The following is a 16306-nucleotide window of genomic DNA, read 5'->3' on the forward strand; positions in this document are numbered from 1 at the left end:
GGCTGCCGTTTTAAAGTAGAAACGCGGCGAGTTCAAGAGTTGAATCCTGCGAGGCGGGAATAAAAATTATTTTGAGGTTGTGAACACGTAATCACGATGAGGCTGTTTATCTCGTGCCAGATGGTATAGACTTAGGGTTGAAGCTTTCCATTTGCGAACCCCCTCCCCAGGCCCTCCCCCGCAACTGCGTTGCAGGAGAGGGAGGGGAAACTTTGGAATGTGCGGATGCGGTGGAATATATTAATCGGCAACTTGCGGGCGTTTCTCGCCGCTGCCGATCAGCAATCTTAAACTGTTCATCACGACGACGACGGTGCTGCCTTCGTGGCCGACGACGCCGAGGGTGAGTGGAATTTTTCCGAGCATTGCGAGACAAACGAGGACGACGACGGTGCCCAGCGAGATCACGAGATTTTGGCGGATCACGCGGCGGGTGCGCTGGCTGAGGCGGAAGGCGGCCAGGAAATTTTCCAGCTTGTCATGCATGAGGACAACTTCGGCTTGTTCGAGCGCGGCATCCGAACCGCGTGCGCCCATCGCCACGCCGACATCCGCCGCCGCGAGACTGGGCGCGTCGTTGACGCCATCGCCGACCATCGCGACGCGTTGTCCACCGGCGGCCAACGCGCGAACGGCTTCGACTTTTTGTTCGGGCTTCAACTCGGCGCGGACGTCGTCGAGATCGAGTTCGGACTTCAAATGTTCCGCAGCGGCGCGGCGGTCGCCGGTCAAGACGACGGTGCGCAATCCGGCGTGGCGCAATTCTTCGATCACCGATTTCGCCTGCGGGCGAATGTCGTCGCGCAGAACAATGCGGCCGAGCAAATCGCCTGCGCTGAGCCACACTTCGCCGAAGCCGGCATCCGTGGCAGGCACTTGGGCGATGGTCGCGCAATGAATTCCGCCGGCGAGCCATTCGCGGCGGCCAAGGCGGTGAAGCACTTCGCCGCGAGACGCTTCGAGGCCATGCCCGGTCACAGATTCAAAACGGTCGAACTCGACGGGGGTGAATCCCTGGCGTTTGCCGTAGCGGGTCACGGCGCGCGCGAGGGGATGGGTGGAAAGACGTTCGAGCGAGAAAGCCAGTTGCGCGACTTCGTTTTCGCGGCCCGGCGGGAAGCTCTCGATTTTTTCCACGCGCAATTCGCCGGTGGTGAGCGTGCCGGTTTTGTCGAGCGCGACAATGTTGATGCCCGCGAGTTTTTCCGCCGCCGCGCCGCCGCGAAATAAAATCCCGTGCCGCGCGCCCCAGGCAATCGCCGCGAGCACCGCCGAGGGGATGGACAATACCAGCGCGCAGGGCGAGGCCACGACGAGCAGGGTCATGGTGTGATAAAATGCGCTGCGTTGCGCGCCGGTGCCGGTGAAGGCGGCGAGGCCAAAAGCTTTCCACCAGACGAAAAACATGACGAACGAAACTCCAAGAATCAGATAGGTGTAGTAAGCGCTGAACTTGTCGGTGAATTGTTGCGCGGGGGCTTTTTGTTGCTGGGCTTCGCGGATAAGCTGGATGATTTTTTGCAGGGCACTTTCGCGCGCGAGCCGGGTGACGGTGATTTCGACCGCGCCCCAAAGATTGAGCGTGCCGGCGAGAACGGAATCGCCGGTGGCTTTTTCGACGGCGACGGCTTCGCCGGTGAGATTGGATTCGTCGGCGGCGGTTTGGCCTTTGGCGATTTCACCGTCCACGGGAAATTGCGCGCCGGGCTTGATGAGCAAGCGCATGCCGGGGCGCAAGCGCTCGACCGGAACTTCGCTTTCGTGCCCAGCGGCGTCGAGGACGGTGGCGACTTTGGGGGCTTCCTTGAAGAGTGAACGGATTTCGCGTTGGGTGCGACCGAGGGCGAAATGTTCGAGCGCGCCGGACAGTGAAAAGAGAAAGAGCAGCGTCGCGCCTTCGGCCCACGCGCCGATACATGCGCTGCCGGCAGCGACCGCGAGCATCAGAAAATGCACGTCAATCGTGCGCTCCTGCAAGCCTTCCCAAACTTCCTCGGTGGTGAACCAGCCGCCCGCGAGGTACGCGGCCAAAAAGCAATAGAGCGACGCGGGCTGGCCTTGCAAAAAATATCCTGCCGCGCCGAACACGCCGCACAAAATGGCCGCGGCGAGTTGCGCTTTCCATTCGTCGAAATGATCGTGAGGCTCGATGAATTCGACGTCGCGCTGGACGACTTTGGGCCACGGAATATCGCGCCAGCGCCAGAAGCTGGGGGCGGTCGGACAGGTCACGCGCGCGATGGTGGTGGCATCGCCTTCGCTGCGAATGGTGACAGTTCCGCGTTCCTGCGCCGTGAGCGGGGTGGTGCAGGTCGCGCAATTACCGGCGCCGGTGAGGAGTCCGCAAGGTTCGGCATCCGGGCCGCGGGTATTTTGTAGAGTGGCGGTGACGCGTTCGGTGATTTTGGGGACGTCCACCTGCCCGAGTGTGGCGACGGAAATGGTTTTTTGGTGGTGATTGAAAGTGATGGCTTCGAGCGCCGGTTCTTCGCCGAGAACTTTCGCCACCGAACGCGCGAGGCATTGGGGATCGGTATCGGATTTGGATGGCGTTGGCGGCTGGCTCATGGTGGCGAAGGCCGGTTTAATTTCGCTTATTCTGGACAAAAAGAAAGTCCCCGCCAAAAAGGCAGGGACTTTGCGCGGAAAATGAATGCGACATGGCTTGCGGCCATATCTGACGGGCTATTAAGCTTTGTGCTTTTTGTGGCCGTGCTTTTTATGATGCTGCTTGTGGTGCTTTTTCACCAGCTTGACCTGGGTGACGCGGGGCGCGGCCTGGACTTCAGTTTGCATCACAGCACCGGAGAAAGCCGCCAGAAGTATAATCAGGATAATCTTTTTCATGAGATGAGAGAAAATAGACAATAAAGCAGGCGTTTTGTCAATGCGAAAATGGTCGCCGATGCCGGAAAAGGGCGCATCGGCAAAACCAGGGTTGGTGATTTGTAATTAGGGAAACGGTTGAAAACCGTTTTTTGCGTATGCACCGGTTTTTCCCCCAACTGAAGTTTGGGGGTTAATGAGAAGCGTTGGGCGAGTGGGTGAGGTTTGGTATCTCAGAATGGTTCTTTCGTCCCTCGCGGGACTTGGATTGAAGGGCGATTTAACCCAGCAATAAATTGCTGGGCTAAGGTCTGCCGTCCCTGCGGGACTACGGAGAGTGGTGATTCCACCTAACCTTGTGATGGATGCGCACGGGTGGATGTTACGGCTCGCGGGTACGCTCGCCCTCCCGATTGGGGTGGCGGTTGTTTTGCGGGAGCGAGGGTGGTGTGGTGATGGTTTTTTTTGTTTCTGGCGGGATGGATTTGGATGCAGGGCGGGTTAGGCCGAGGCGGCAATCCGGTTTGGGAATGGCTGCGGGTCGCAGACCCGCGGTCCGCACGGATCAAGATGGGTTCTTGACTCGGGGCGGTCGGCTCATATTATTCGCCGGTTATTTTGAATCATTAAAACTGAAACTGAACCATGAGCACCATTTATGACATCCAGGCCCGCGAGATCATTGATTCGCGGGGCAATCCGACCATTGAAGTTGACGTGATCCTCGCCGGCGGCGCGGTGGGCCGCGCGGCGGTTCCTTCCGGCGCGAGCACGGGCGAACACGAAGCGCTTGAGCTTCGCGACGGTGAAGCGAAGCGTTATGGCGGCAAAGGTGTCAGCAAGGCGGTCAAGAATGTTCACGAGAAAATTCTGCCGGAACTGGAAGGCCTCGATGCCCTGGACCAGTTGACGGTGGATAAAACGATGCTCGAACTCGACGGCACGGAAACGAAGTCCAAGCTGGGCGCGAACGCCATTCTCGCCGTCTCGCTCGCGACGGCGAAGGCCGCGTCCGAAGCCATCGGCATTCCCCTTTTCAAATATCTCGGCGGGCCGAACGCCAAGGTGTTGCCGGTCCCGATGGCGAATGTCATCAACGGCGGCGCGCACTCGGATGCGCCGATTGATTTCCAGGAATTCATGATCGTGCCCAAGGGTTTCGATACTTATTCGGAAGGGTTGCGCGCGATTACGGAAATTTTCCACGCGCTTAAATCCGTGTTGAAGAAAAAGGGGCTTTCGACGGCGGTCGGTGACGAGGGCGGTTTTGCGCCGAAGCTGGACAGCGCGGAAGCGGCGATCGAAACGATTTTGCAGGCGACGAAGGACGCGGGCTACAAGGCGGGCAAGCAGATTTTCCTCGCGCTGGACGTGGCGTCGTCGGAATTTTTCGATGCGAAGACCGGCGGTTATGTTTTCAAGAAGAGCAGCGGCCGCAAGTTGACGGGCGCGGAACTGGTGAGTTTTTACGCGGAACTGACGGGCAAATATCCGATCATCAGCATCGAAGACGGTTGCGCGGAAAACGATTGGACGACGTGGAAACTTCTCACCGACAAGCTCGGCGACAAGATTCAACTGGTCGGCGACGATCTGTTCGTGACGAATGTGAAGTTCCTGCGCAAAGGCATTGATACCGGCGTGGCGAATTCCATTCTGGTGAAGGTGAATCAAATCGGTTCGCTCACGGAAACTTTGGACGCCGTGGAACTCGCCAAGGAAAATAAATATACGGCGGTCATCAGCCATCGCTCGGGTGAAACAGAAGATGCGACGATTGCGGACATCGCCGTGGCGACGAACGCCGGGCAGATCAAGACCGGTTCGCTCAGCCGCACCGATCGCGTGGCGAAATACAATCAGTTGCTGCGCATCGAGGAAATCCTTGGGAAGAACGCGGTTTATGGTGGGAAGTTTTAAGGCTTAGAAATTGATTCAAGCCCGCAAATTCCTAACGGAGTTTGCGGGTTTTTTGTTGTGGGTTTTTGGGAGTGAAGGGGAGACGCGGGACTTGGTTTGAGGGGTGTTTCAACCCAGCAATAAATTGCTGGGCTAAGGTCGGTCGTCCCTGGCGGGACTTCGGATGGCGGAGCAGTGGTTTTGGCTTAATTATAGTGTCATTTTATGGTCTCCTTTCTCGGACGGCTGCGCGGCAGCGCAGCCCTACCATTATAGTGGGTTGAAGGGGTGAAGGCAATGTTACGGCTCGCGGGTACGCTCGCGCCCTCCCGATTTAAAAAAAAGGGCCGCCATTGGTGATGGCGGCCCGGTGATTTCTAAAAATGTTTTTTAGGAGGTGCGGCGGCGGCGGATGAGGCTCAAGGCTCCGGCGAGCGCGGCGCCGAGCAGACCGACGGAGGCAGCGGAGGGTTCCGGGGTGAAGACGATGTCACCGGCGCTGTTGATTGTGGCCGCTCCGAGCCCGGTTCCGTTTACTTCAATCTCAGCCAGTTGAGCGGAGGTGAGACCGGTGGTGTCCACGCCGAATTGCAGGGTGTCCACAGCCGAATTATAGTTAATCAGATCGAGTGTGCCGGTCCAGGTCAGGGAGGAACTATTGGCAAAGGAGGTGGTGGTTGCGCCCGCGCCGAAATCAATGATGCCGCCACTGGAAAGAGTGAGGGTGGTAGCTCCCATCGAATGGCTGAAACCACCCAAATTCAAGGTTGCGGTCGGGCCGGTCAAAACGATGCCGGAACTGCTGGCGATGGTATTGGCCGCGCCCAGCACGAGGGTGATGGCCGTTGCGCTGGCCGATCCGATGGTGGTTACTCCCGAATAGGTATTGGCTCCACTTAATTTGATCTTGTCACCGTTGGCGCCGCTCAGCGTGAGGTTGGCGCTGCCGCTGATGGAGCCCGAAAGAGTCAACTGGGCCGTGCCGGGGCCGTTGTTTCTAAGGTTCAAATTGTTTGCGCCCAGGCTCCAGGTGCCGGTACTGATGACGGGGGTATTGGCAGCGCTGGCAAAATTAACGCCACCGCCGGAGGCCAAATTCACAAAGTTGTTGCCGAGGGTGATGGCAGCGCCGCCGGAGGAAAGGAGCGGCGCAAAACTGCCGGAGGTGAGTTGGATCCCGATGGCGCCGGTGCTGAAGGAATTGTTATTGTTGAAGCCGACCAGCGTGCTGCTGGAAGCCAACAACGTCCCGCCGGTATAGGTATTGTTACCCAAAAGATTAATGCTGCCGCCATTTTCAGGTTCGACGCCGCCGCTGCCACTGATCGGCGCGTTGATATTTACAGTGGAACTGCTGTGGCCAAGAAATCCTTGAACCGTGCCGACCCCGGCCACTACGGTGGTTGAGGTGGGGAGATCAAGGGTGCCAGAGCCGGTGGCATTCAGATTCAAGGTTTCACCGCTGACGGTGGCGAAAAACCCGGCTACGGATTCATCGGCGCTGAGCGTGACGGTATAGGGAAGCGCGGTGGTGAACTCGGCGAAACTTCCGGGCGTCCAGGCGCCCGTCGCCGTCGTGCCGCCGGAGGCCGTGGCCCAATTAGGGTCTTCCCAGGAGTAACTCGCGCCGCTGGTGACGCCGGTGCCGGCAGTGGTGCCGTTGACATCAAAAAAATCGTTACCCGCCTGGGCATTGTTCGCCTGAAGGCCGAACAGAACGCAAACACCGGCGGAGGCATATAGGAGGGTGGAGGAGAAGTTTTTCATAGTTTTTTAGATATAAAAAGGGCTCTATCTGAGTTACAGCCGAGTTACTTCTGTGTTACAAAGGTCGTTGTTACTACTTACGATTGCAAGCCGCAAGCAAAAAACATGCAGTTACTTAAAATAATTTTGGGGGGCGTTCGTTTTCTGAAAAAAAAATGGGAGCACGAGGGAAGATAGGGAATGAAGGTGTTCGGCGGGCCGCCGAACACGGCACGCGGGACGCGTGCGCTCCCCAAGGCTACGGCGGTGCTGGCCCGGCATTAGAAATTGTTTTATAGACTTTCGCGAGGTGGCGAGTGATTCTGCGGCGTCTCTTTAATTGAAATCCAGGCGATGAAAAAGATGACTCGGCGCGGCGGTTTGAAACGGATGGCCGTGATGGCGGGCGTGGGCGCTTTGTCCGCGGCTGCTTTTCCATTGCCGGGGTTTGCCGAGCAGGCCGGAGCGCAGCCATCTCCCACCGAGAGCGAGGCGGCGGCCATCGCGGACATCGCGCAAAAACTGATGCAGGAATGTCATGCGCCCGGGTTATCCGTGGCGATTGCCCGGCATGGACAGTTTGTCTATCAACGGGGTTTCGGCTATGCGGACAAGGCCAGCGGAGAGAGCGTGACGACGGCGAGCCGGTTCCGCATCGCCAGCATCAGCAAGCCGTTCACGTCCGTGGCGATTTTTTCGCTGATCGAAGCCGGGCGGTTGAGACTGGACGACTTGATTTTTGGGGCGAAAGGCATTTTGCAGTTCGATTACGGAGCGAGTTATCCGGAACTGGTGTCCAAGATAACGCTTCACCATTTGCTCACTCATACTTGCGGCGGTTGGGACAATAATAGTGGAATTGATCCGATGTTCTATAAGCCGGAATGGAATCATCGGGAACTCATCGCGTGGGCGGTGCAGGAGCAGCCGCTGAAGTTTGAACCGGGCGCACATTATTCTTATTCCAACTTTGGCTATTGTCTATTGGGACGGGTGATCGAGAAAATCACCGGGCAGAGTTACGCGGGGTTTGTGCAGCGGGCGATGTTGGACAAATGCGGCATTAAAGATATGCAGGTGGGCGGAAATACCTTCGCCCAGCGGGCCGCCGGTGAAGTGGTTTACTACGGACAACCGGGATCGGGAACGAATCCTTACGACATGAACATCACGCGCATGGATTCGCATGGCGGGTGGATGGCGACGGCGAGTGACCTGGTGCAATTCGCGATGCACGTGGATGGTTTCAAAACGACCAAAAATATCCTGACGGCGGAGAGCATCAGGACGATGACGACGGGCAGCACGGCGAATCCACATTATGCGTGCGGCTGGGCGGTGAACAGCGTGCCCAACTGGTGGCACAGCGGCAGTTTGCCGGGGACGTTGTCAATCATGGTGCGCACCGCCAGCGGTTTGTGCTGGGCCGCGCTCACCAATACCCGGACGAGTCAACTGGACCTGGATGCGATGATGTGGAAAATGGTGAAAGCCGTGCCGGCCTGGCGGGCGTGACCACACCATTGGCAGGCTAGCTTTCGCTTAACCGTTTCTTCGGGGCTTCCAATAACATTTCGTGGGCCTCTTGCAGGATTGCGGGGATGCGCTCGGCGAAGGGGCTGGTTTTCAAGGTTTTAGCGAGTTTGGCGGCAGAAGCTTTGCCGGCGTTTTCACCGGGGAACCAATGTTGAGCGTTGCCAAGGAGGTTGTAGCGCATTTTGCCCCATTCGACGAGGTCGAGGGACTTGGCGTAGGTCCACAGGCGGAGGATTTCGGAGATGTTGATGTGATCGGGGACGTCGTTGTAATTGGGCAAGCCCTCGAACCAGCGCGCGCACCAGTCGGCGCCGAGGACGGAATCCATCTCTGCGCGCAATCGTTGTGCAATGGGCGCGATCGTGGTTTGGATTTGGTCGTAATGTTTCAGGGCGTCGAGGTGTTCGTCGAAATCGGTGGGTTTGGCGGCGCCGCAACTGAGGGTGTGAACTTCCTTGCGGGCGAGACAGTAGAGGTCGTTGAAAATCATCGGCGAAAGCGGGTGGCAAAGTTTCACGAGCTTGGCCGGGGGTTCGTAAAGTTTGCCGCCCTTGTCGTTGGGGCTGATGATGAACATGCCCATGTCGTGCTTGTGGCCGGCAAGGACGGCGGACCAGTTCAGGTCGTTGACGAAATACCAGTGGAGGTTGACGTAATCGAATTCGTCGGTGGCGATGGCGTCTTCGATGACGTCGGTGGTGGCGTGGGTGGAGAAGCCGATGAATTTCACACGGCCTTCGCGCTGGAGTTGGCGGGCAACGGCGAGGCAGCCATTTTTGCGAACGGTGAAGTCAAGCAGTTCGCGGTTATTGATGCCGTGCATCGAAAGCAAGTCCACGTGGTCGAGCTTCAGGTAAGCCATGGATTGCTCGAAGGTCTTGAGAAAATCCTTGGGGTCGGCCATGGGCGCGACCTTGGTTTGCACGATCATTTTGTCGCGCGGTAATTTGGGCAGCAGTGCGCCGAGTTGCATTTCTGAGGAGCCGTAGCCGCGCGCGGTTTCAATATGGTTGATGCCCAGTTCCAGGGCGCGATGGATGGTCGCTTCGAGGTTCTCCTGATTGGCGCGGGGAACGTCCTTGGGATCCACGTCCTGCCACTTGTATTGATAACGCATCCCTCCGCACGAGATGACAGGCATTTTGAGTTCCGTCCGGCCAAATCTTCGATATTTCATGCGACCCAATGATGGCAGATAAATTGGTTTGCGCAACGCCGGAATGGCTGGCTGCACGAAATGTTCCGCGGTTGTGAAGAATTTTTAAAGGAGCGTTGACACAGTCATTTGCACCGGTTAAGTTGGGGATGTTACTCAACTTGATTACCGTTTTGCCATGCTTATTCGAATAATGTTAGGGATTGCCATTCTCGCAGGATTGGCGGCTGGAGTGTTAAATTTCGTCACGGTTAAGGAGAAAATAACCACGACTATTAACGACCGGGATACGTATCACAAAAATTGGGATACGGAAACCGCCGCTCACAAGAAATTCGAGAAGCTGGCCAAAGATACGCAAAGCGCTTTGGAACGCACGAATGCCTTGCTCGTCGCCACACAGGCCGAGCGCGATACCGCCGTCCAAACCGCCGCCGACCAGACCAAGCGCGCGCAAGACCTCGCCGACAATTTGAAGAAGACTCAGGTGGAACGCGACAGCGCTCAGAACGATCTCGCCGCTTGGAAAGCCTTGGGCATCCCCATCGAGAATATTAAGACCACGCTCGCCTCGCTCAAAGCCGTCACCGAAGAGCGCGACGCCATCGAGGAAGAAAAGAAAGTCCTTACCGCCACCAATTACAAGCTGAACCAAAAGATTCAAAGCATCTTGAATCCCGATTATGATGTTCCCCTGCCCGCCGGTTTGAAAGGCAAAGTGCTCGTCGCCGATCCTCGTTATGATTTCGTCGTGCTCGACATTGGTGAAAAACAAGGCGTGCTCGAAGATGGCAAGTTGCTCGTGAACCGCAATGGCAAGCTCATCGCCAAAGTCAAAGTCAAGAGCGTCCAGGCCGATCGTTGCATCGCCAACGTCATGCCCGGCTGGAAACTGGGCGACGTGATGGAAGGCGATCAAGTCCTTTACTAAGATTTTAAATGCGCCTCCGCCAACTCATCCTAAATCCCCGAGTCTGGCTTCTTGCGGCCTTGCTCGGGTTGACTGTTGGATTGACGGGTTGTGGCACGGATGAACCCGATAATGTTTCCTCGAAGCCTTGGAATTCTCCCGAGGGCTGGCAAAACGGTTCATTGCCCAGCAATCTCTATCAGAATCACTAAGCTCTCCTTTTTCCTCCTGTAGCGGCGGTCTATGACCGCCGAATGTCGATGCTCCTCTTCCTTCCTGATCCGCGAGAAACAAAAAAAATGCCTTCGCCCGGGATAAGCCGGCAAAGTTACCTTTGTCTCAATCCCGGGCGAAAGCGAAAACAATAGCTGATTGATTTTAACGGCGGCGCCAAAAGGCAACGACGCCCGCCAAACATCCGCCAAGCAACAGCGAAGCCGTTCCAGGTTCTGGAGTCTGGGTAACGGAAACCGCATCCAGTTCGATGCTCGCGCCACTGCTCATCGAAGTATCTTCAATCAAAAGGCGCGTGTTGTCGCTTGCGGCGGTAAATTCAAAACTGCGTTCGGTCAGGTTTCCAACCGTTCCAGTCGGCGGAGCATCACCGGAATTGTCAACCGCGAGCGCAGATCCCGAAGGCACTCCTGACTCGAGGTCGAAGATGGATGCGCTATCACTAACAATATCCACAGGCATGGGATCGTTATTTCCGCGTCCGTAAAAATAGGTGACATCATAGCTCATGCCGGCGGTAGTCGCGAAATCCTGCCAAAGCTCACCCACGCCTTTGGACGTGCCGAAACCGCCGATGTTCAAAAGATGGCTGCCGTCCGCTGGATTAGGCTCGTTCTCTCCGGGCGCGGCGAAAACCGTAAAGTCCGTGGTGCTGGAGGTCGTAGCCAAAGTCCAGCCCGTGATGAAACCGCTAACGGGAGTGGTGCCCACAGTTGTGCCTATTTGACCGTCGGCTTCAAAGCCGCCATTGACCAGAATGTTTTGGCCAAATGCCGTTGAAGTGGCGAGGAGGGTCGTGATGACTGCGAAATTTCTGAAGTTTTTCATGCGTTGGTTATGCCTTCCGGTTGTGTTAATAGATTAATATTCTGCAAGCCCTGTTTGGGGCGGTTCGGAAAAAGCAGAAGTCTTGCCACACCGGCCCGAAAAAAGATTTTTAGTGGACCACAAAGTTTTCGCGCGATTCTGTTGAGCATTAATCACAGTAAAAAAAGCGGGCGGAGTGAACAGAATTATTGAACACAGGCAACCGTGTACAAAATTTGTACATTTGCTGTGCGGAATCTAATATGACCTGGAAGATCTCTTCGAGTAGAGATCGAAGAAATTTTGATTCGCGAAATCAGCGTCGGGAAAAACGAAAACAAAAATAATCGAAGCGAAAAAGAATTTTCACCGCCTCTTACTTAGCTGTCTCCACACAGCGCGTCTCGCGAATCACCGTGATCTTGATCTGTCCCGGATATTGCAATCCGTCCTCGATCTTCAACGCGATATTTCGCGCCAGCGCAAACGCCTGTTCATCGCTGACCTTGTCCGGCTGAACCAACACGCGCAACTCGCGCCCCGCCTGCACCGCGAAACATTTCTCCACGCCGGGAAATGACAAAGCGATTCTTTCGAGTTCCTCGATTCGCTTGAGATAAGTCGCCATCGTTTCCGAACGCGCGCCGGGACGCGACGCGCTGATGGCATCCGCCGCGCTCACCAAAATTCCCCACGGCCCGATCGGTGGCACATCATTGTGATGCGAAGCCACGCCGTTGACGACCGCATCCGCTTCGCCGTAACGCTTCACAAAATCCGCGCCCACGATCGCATGCGGTCCTTCCACTTCGTGGGTCACCGCCTTGCCAATATCGTGAAAAAGCCCCGCGCGTTTCGCCGTCGCCATATCCAAGCCAAGCTCACCCGCCATCAACCCCATTAAGTGCGCCACTTCAACCGAGTGATCCAGTACATTTTGGGAATAGCTGCGGCGAAAGTGCAACCGGCCAAGCATCTTCACCACCTCGGGATGCACCGCCGGCACACCCGCCTTAAGCACCGCTTCCTCGCCGAGGCGTTCGATGGTTTCATCCATTTCTTCCGTGACTTTAGCAACCACCTCCTCGATGCGCGTCGGATGGATGCGCCCATCCAAAATCAGCCGCGTCATCGCTTCGCGCGCAATCTCGCGCCGTACCGGGTCGAAGCCCGAAAGCACCACCGCGTTCGGCGTGTCATCAATCAAAACCGTGATCCCCGTGGCCGCTTCAAAAGCGCGAATGTTGCGTCCGTCGCGGCCGATAATGCGCCCCTTCATCTCCTCGCCCTGCAAGGCAATCGTCGCCGTGGTCGTCTCGAAAGTGTGTTCGCCCGCGTAACGCTGGATCGCCAGGCTGATGATCGCCCGCGCTTTTTCTTCCGCGCGAGTCTTGGCAGCATCCACGATGTTGCGGCAAAGCGAACTGGCATCCCCCATCGCTTCCTGTTCGATCTCCTTGAGAAATTGCGTGCGCGCTTCGGCTTCGGTCAAATGCGCCAGCGCTTGTAATTGCGCCCGGCGCTGCTCGGTCAGGCGCTTGAATTCCTGCTGCTGCGCCGCGAGCGCCTCCGCTTCACGCTGCGCCTCGGTCTTCTGGTCCTGCAAACTTTTTTCGACCTGGACGAGTTTTTCGAGTTGCGTATTGATCAACGATTCGCGTTCGCCCAGGCGGCGTTCAGACTCGGCCAGTTCCTGGCGGCGCGTGGCGAAAGATTGTTCCGTCTGCTCGCGAATTTTGAGCGCCTCCTCGTTGGCGGCGAGGCGCGCGTCGCGAATCATCGTATCGGATTCGCGGCGGGATTTTTCCAGGATGGATTGAGCTTCGTCGGCTTGCAGCTTGCGCGCGTTCTGGTCTTTCCAATAAAGAATAGCAAAACACACCGCTGCGCCGCCGAAGAAAACGACGACGTCTGTGATCGAGATAGTTGCCAGGAACATCATTTCAAAACCGCTCGCGGGCGATGTCACATTGCCAGCGCGTCGGCGTCAGGATGCAATTTAAACGGAGATCATGCGGCTCGACTGGAAGCGCGCCGACGATCTGCTCGTCAAACGCCACCCCGCAAGCCGGCCCTTGGAGCACGGCCAGTAACCGGTCGTAAAACCCCTTGCCACGACCGAGCCGATGCCCACCGAGGTCAAAGGCTAACCCAGGCACCAGTATCAAGTCCAGACGCTTTAGCAAAATTTTCTCGCACGACGCCACCGGCTCGCGAATGCCAAACTTTCCGGCCTGCAAATCTTGCGCGAGGTCTCTTATATGACACGCGACGTAGTGCCCGTGTTCCACCTCGAAGCGCGGCAGCAAAACCGTCTTGCCCGCCGCCAGAGTATCCACCATCAATGGCCAAACGTCCAATTCGTCCGCCAGCGGCGCATAAAACAAAATGGATTTCGCGTCGCGCCACAGCGTTTGCTGCTCCAAAAGTTCACACGCTTGTTCGCTCAACTCCAGTCGTTCGCTCGCTGAAATTTTTTTCAACTCCGCGCGGACTTGCGCGCGCACGGCGGCTTTGGCTTGCTGCGTTTCGGAAAGCGTCGTCACGATTTTTTTCTGGCCTCCGCCAGCGCCGCGCGCCATTTCTCTACGCGCTCCTTGATTTTCTTTTCCACGCCCTGCTCCGTTGGCTCGTAATAATGCTTGTCCGCGCCTAAATAATCCTGAGCGACGAAATGGCCCGGTTGATCGTGCGCGTATTGATAACCTTCGCCGTGCCCGAGCCGCTTCGCGCCCGCGTAATGAGCGTCGCGCAAATGTTCAGGCACTGCCAGCGTGCGACCCGAGCGCACATCGGCGAGCGCGGCGTCAATGCTCACGATGCTCGTGTTGCTCTTATTCGCCGTCGCAATATATATCGCGGCTTCCGCAATCGGAATGCGCGCTTCCGGCCAGCCCACGAATTCCGCCGCCTGATGCGCCGCCGTCGCCAATATCAGCGCCATCGGATCGGCGAGCCCCACGTCTTCCGCCGCGCAAATCATGATGCGGCGCGAGATGAACCGCGGGTCTTCACCGGCATGGATCATTTTCGCGAGCCAATAGAGCGTGGCATCGGCGTCACTGCCGCGCATGGATTTGATGAACGCGGAAATCGTATCGTAGTGCGCATCGCCATCGCCGTCATAGACGACCGCTTTGCGCTGGATGCTTTGTTCGGCCACGGCAAGGTCAATGTGAATCATGCCGTCCGCCGTCGGCTCGGTCGTCAGCGCCGCAATCTCTAATGAGTTCAACGCCTTGCGCGCATCGCCGTCGCTGAGTTTCGCGAGATGGCGCAACGCAGATTCCTCCGCTTTGATTTTCAGATAGCCAAGCCCGCGTTCGGAATCGGCGAGCGCGCGTTGAAGCAATTCGTAAAGTTCCGCCTCCGTCAGCGGACGCAATTCAAAAATCTGCGAACGCGAAACCAGCGGCGAGTTGACGAAGAAAAATGGATTGTGCGTCGTCGCGCCGATCAACCGGACCACGCCGCTCTCCACATCCGGCAAAAGAATATCCTGCTGCGCCTTGTTGAAGCGGTGGATCTCATCAATGAAAAGAATCGTTGGCTGGCCGGTGTTCTCCAAACGATTCGCCGCCGATGCCAGCACGCGCCGCATGTCCGCCACGTTGGATTCCACACCGCTGAGCCGCTCGAATTTGCTGCGCGTTTGCCGGGCGATGATTTGCGCGAGCGAAGTTTTGCCCGTGCCCGGCGGTCCGTAAAATAAAAGTGATTGGATGCGATCGGCCTCAATGGCGCGGCGGAGAAGTTGTCCCGGACCAAGAATATGCGTCTGGCCGGTGTATTCAGAAAGATTTCGCGGACGCATGCGCGCGGCCAGCGGCATGTGACGTACGGGCTGCGCCTCTGAAGCCTCAGCGGCGGGCGTTTCCGGCGCGGCGATTTTGGCCGGCGCAAATAAGTCATCCCGTGACATGGCACCAAAATAACACCAACTGCGCGCCAACCCAAAAATAAAAAAACCCCACCGTAATGCCGTGTATAACAGCTCCTATGAACGCCTTAGGAATAGGTGGAACCCGATCGATTTCTTTCGACTTCCAGTGAAGGCCTGTCGGCCACAACCGAAATAGAGGCTCCGTTTTTTATTAACTACGGTTCAAGGACTTTGTTAGGCTCACGAACATGGCAGGGTAAATTGTCTGCTCGATCTTTCCAAAGAGCGGGGCGCTCCGGGCTGCGCCGACTGTCAATCAACTGGTTTTATCATCGGCGGATTTTGCAAAAATCTCAAGCAAAAATTTCCGCGCACGGCTTTTATTTTTGAAAATTTTCGCGGACATTCCCCTTGACCTCACGGGAAACGCGGCCCAAGTTGACAATGGCCTTGAAATGAACGGCGCGTCATTTCCAACACTGCCGTCCGTAAACTCCTTTTTATATTGTTATGAAAAAAATAATCATTCGGATCGGCATCGTCATCGTTGCGCTCGTGGTCGTCGCCTTGCTCGTCGTGTTTTTCTCGCTCGATTCCATCGTCAAGAAAGGCGTCGAGACCGTTGGCCCTTCCGTCACCAAAGTGGATGTGAAATTGGGCGCGGCGGAAATTTCTCCCTTCTCCGGCAGCGGACGCCTGGTGAAACTGTTCGTCGGCAATCCTGAAGGTTATAAAACTCCTTCGGCAATGGAAGTCGGCGACATCAAAGTCGGCGTAAAATTGGGTTCTTTAACCTCCGACACCATCGTCGTCAATGAAGTCAGCGTGAAGGATGCGGTAATCACCTTGGACGGTTCGCTCAGCGGAAATAATCTCACCAAAATTCTCGACAACGTGAATGGCAACAGCAGCAGCACGCCCAAACCCAAAGGCGAACCCGCGCAAGCCGGCACCAGCAAAAGTTCGAAGAAATTTATCGTAAAGGATTTTCTGATTGAAGGCGCGAAAGTGAATGTGAGCATCACCGTCCCAGTGCTGGGCGCACAATCCACCACACTTCCGATACCGACCATTCATCTCCAAAATATCGGCGAAGCGGAAGGCGGCGTCACCGCCGAGCAGTTAGTCCAGGCCGTGATGAAACCCCTCATCTCGAGCACCATCACCGCCACCGGCGAATGGGTTTCGCACCTCGCCGGCAAAGCGGGCGACCTCGGCAAAACCCTCGGCAAAGACGGCGCAAATACCTTGAACAACGCCACCAAAGGCCTCGGCGGTTTGTTTAAGAAGAACTAGCCTGTAATTTAAC

Annotated in this window: 12 protein-coding genes and 1 other RNA gene; 4 read left to right on the top strand and 9 right to left on the bottom strand. The window is 56.6% G+C overall.

The window, feature by feature from the left end; all coding sequences use genetic code 11:
• Positions 1-240: 240 nt before the first annotated feature.
• Together VH413_14040 and VH413_14045 are read right to left on the bottom strand one after the other, a co-directional pair.
• Positions 241-2568, bottom strand: a complete 2328-nt coding sequence (locus VH413_14040) for a heavy metal translocating P-type ATPase (GenBank protein HEX3799813.1) — start codon at positions 2566-2568, stop codon at positions 241-243.
• Between the two features lie 120 nt (positions 2569-2688).
• Complete coding sequence (locus tag VH413_14045; GenBank protein HEX3799814.1) at positions 2689-2847, bottom strand: hypothetical protein; 159 nt, start codon at positions 2845-2847, stop codon at positions 2689-2691.
• A 624-nt stretch (positions 2848-3471) separates the two neighbouring features.
• On the opposite strand from VH413_14045, the gene eno reads away from it, so the two are divergent.
• Positions 3472-4746: a phosphopyruvate hydratase gene (gene eno, locus VH413_14050; protein HEX3799815.1), complete on the top strand. Its 1275-nt coding sequence runs from the start codon at positions 3472-3474 to the stop codon at positions 4744-4746.
• A 369-nt stretch (positions 4747-5115) separates the two neighbouring features.
• Here the strand turns inward: eno and VH413_14055 are convergent, their stop codons facing one another.
• Entirely contained in the window at positions 5116-6492 is a 1377-nt protein-coding gene (locus VH413_14055) for a hypothetical protein (GenBank protein ID HEX3799816.1), read from the bottom strand.
• Positions 6493-6825: 333 nt separating this feature from the next.
• Between VH413_14055 and VH413_14060 the strand changes: the two genes are divergently transcribed.
• The gene (locus VH413_14060; GenBank protein HEX3799817.1) at positions 6826-7986 is read left to right on the top strand and encodes a serine hydrolase domain-containing protein; all 1161 of its coding nucleotides are present in this window, start codon (positions 6826-6828) and stop codon (positions 7984-7986) included.
• A gap of 16 nt (positions 7987-8002) precedes the next feature.
• Here the strand turns inward: VH413_14060 and VH413_14065 are convergent, their stop codons facing one another.
• A complete protein-coding gene (locus VH413_14065; GenBank protein ID HEX3799818.1) occupies positions 8003-9184 on the bottom strand; it encodes an aldo/keto reductase in 1182 nt (393 codons plus the stop codon).
• Between the two features lie 172 nt (positions 9185-9356).
• Here VH413_14065 and VH413_14070 point away from each other — a divergent pair, with 172 nt between their 5' ends.
• Complete coding sequence (locus VH413_14070; protein HEX3799819.1) at positions 9357-10094, top strand: hypothetical protein; 738 nt, start codon at positions 9357-9359, stop codon at positions 10092-10094.
• A gap of 357 nt (positions 10095-10451) precedes the next feature.
• On the opposite strand, the gene VH413_14075 is transcribed toward VH413_14070, so the two are convergent.
• From VH413_14075 to ssrS, 5 genes are all read right to left on the bottom strand, one after another.
• Complete coding sequence (locus VH413_14075) at positions 10452-11135, bottom strand: PEP-CTERM sorting domain-containing protein (GenBank protein ID HEX3799820.1); 684 nt, start codon at positions 11133-11135, stop codon at positions 10452-10454.
• A 355-nt stretch (positions 11136-11490) separates the two neighbouring features.
• On the bottom strand, positions 11491-13083 hold the full coding sequence (rny, locus tag VH413_14080; protein HEX3799821.1) for a ribonuclease Y: 1593 nt from the start codon (positions 13081-13083) through the stop codon (positions 11491-11493).
• Positions 13058-13660 (bottom strand): 5-formyltetrahydrofolate cyclo-ligase, encoded by a 603-nt coding sequence (locus tag VH413_14085; GenBank protein ID HEX3799822.1) that lies wholly within the window; start codon positions 13658-13660, stop codon positions 13058-13060. The genes rny and VH413_14085 overlap by 26 nt, the downstream gene beginning before the upstream one ends.
• The gene (locus VH413_14090) at positions 13657-15036 is read right to left on the bottom strand and encodes a replication-associated recombination protein A (GenBank protein HEX3799823.1); all 1380 of its coding nucleotides are present in this window, start codon (positions 15034-15036) and stop codon (positions 13657-13659) included. The genes VH413_14085 and VH413_14090 overlap by 4 nt, the downstream gene beginning before the upstream one ends.
• Positions 15037-15077: 41 nt before the next feature.
• A non-coding RNA gene (ssrS, locus tag VH413_14095) (6S RNA) lies at positions 15078-15258 on the bottom strand.
• 249 nt (positions 15259-15507) lie between these two features.
• Between ssrS and VH413_14100 the strand changes: the two genes are divergently transcribed.
• Complete coding sequence (locus tag VH413_14100) at positions 15508-16293, top strand: hypothetical protein (protein ID HEX3799824.1); 786 nt, start codon at positions 15508-15510, stop codon at positions 16291-16293.
• Positions 16294-16306 lie beyond the last annotated feature (13 nt).

This window comes from Verrucomicrobiia bacterium (genome assembly GCA_036268055.1).
Classification (GTDB): domain Bacteria; phylum Verrucomicrobiota; class Verrucomicrobiia; order Limisphaerales; family Pedosphaeraceae; genus DATAUW01.

Excerpts from the sequence above, each read along its gene's own strand:
- VH413_14040 (HEX3799813.1), bottom strand. The coding sequence starts at position 2,568 with ATGAGCCAGCCGCCAACGCCATCCAAATCCGATACCGATCCCCAATGC.
- VH413_14045 (HEX3799814.1), bottom strand. The coding sequence starts at position 2,847 with ATGAAAAAGATTATCCTGATTATACTTCTGGCGGCTTTCTCCGGTGCT.
- eno (HEX3799815.1), top strand. The coding sequence starts at position 3,472 with ATGAGCACCATTTATGACATCCAGGCCCGCGAGATCATTGATTCGCGG.
- VH413_14055 (HEX3799816.1), bottom strand. The coding sequence starts at position 6,492 with ATGAAAAACTTCTCCTCCACCCTCCTATATGCCTCCGCCGGTGTTTGC.
- VH413_14060 (HEX3799817.1), top strand. The coding sequence starts at position 6,826 with ATGAAAAAGATGACTCGGCGCGGCGGTTTGAAACGGATGGCCGTGATG.
- VH413_14065 (HEX3799818.1), bottom strand. The coding sequence starts at position 9,184 with ATGAAATATCGAAGATTTGGCCGGACGGAACTCAAAATGCCTGTCATC.
- VH413_14070 (HEX3799819.1), top strand. The coding sequence starts at position 9,357 with ATGTTAGGGATTGCCATTCTCGCAGGATTGGCGGCTGGAGTGTTAAAT.
- VH413_14075 (HEX3799820.1), bottom strand. The coding sequence starts at position 11,135 with ATGAAAAACTTCAGAAATTTCGCAGTCATCACGACCCTCCTCGCCACT.
- VH413_14090 (HEX3799823.1), bottom strand. The coding sequence starts at position 15,036 with ATGTCACGGGATGACTTATTTGCGCCGGCCAAAATCGCCGCGCCGGAA.
- VH413_14100 (HEX3799824.1), top strand. The coding sequence starts at position 15,508 with ATGAAAAAAATAATCATTCGGATCGGCATCGTCATCGTTGCGCTCGTG.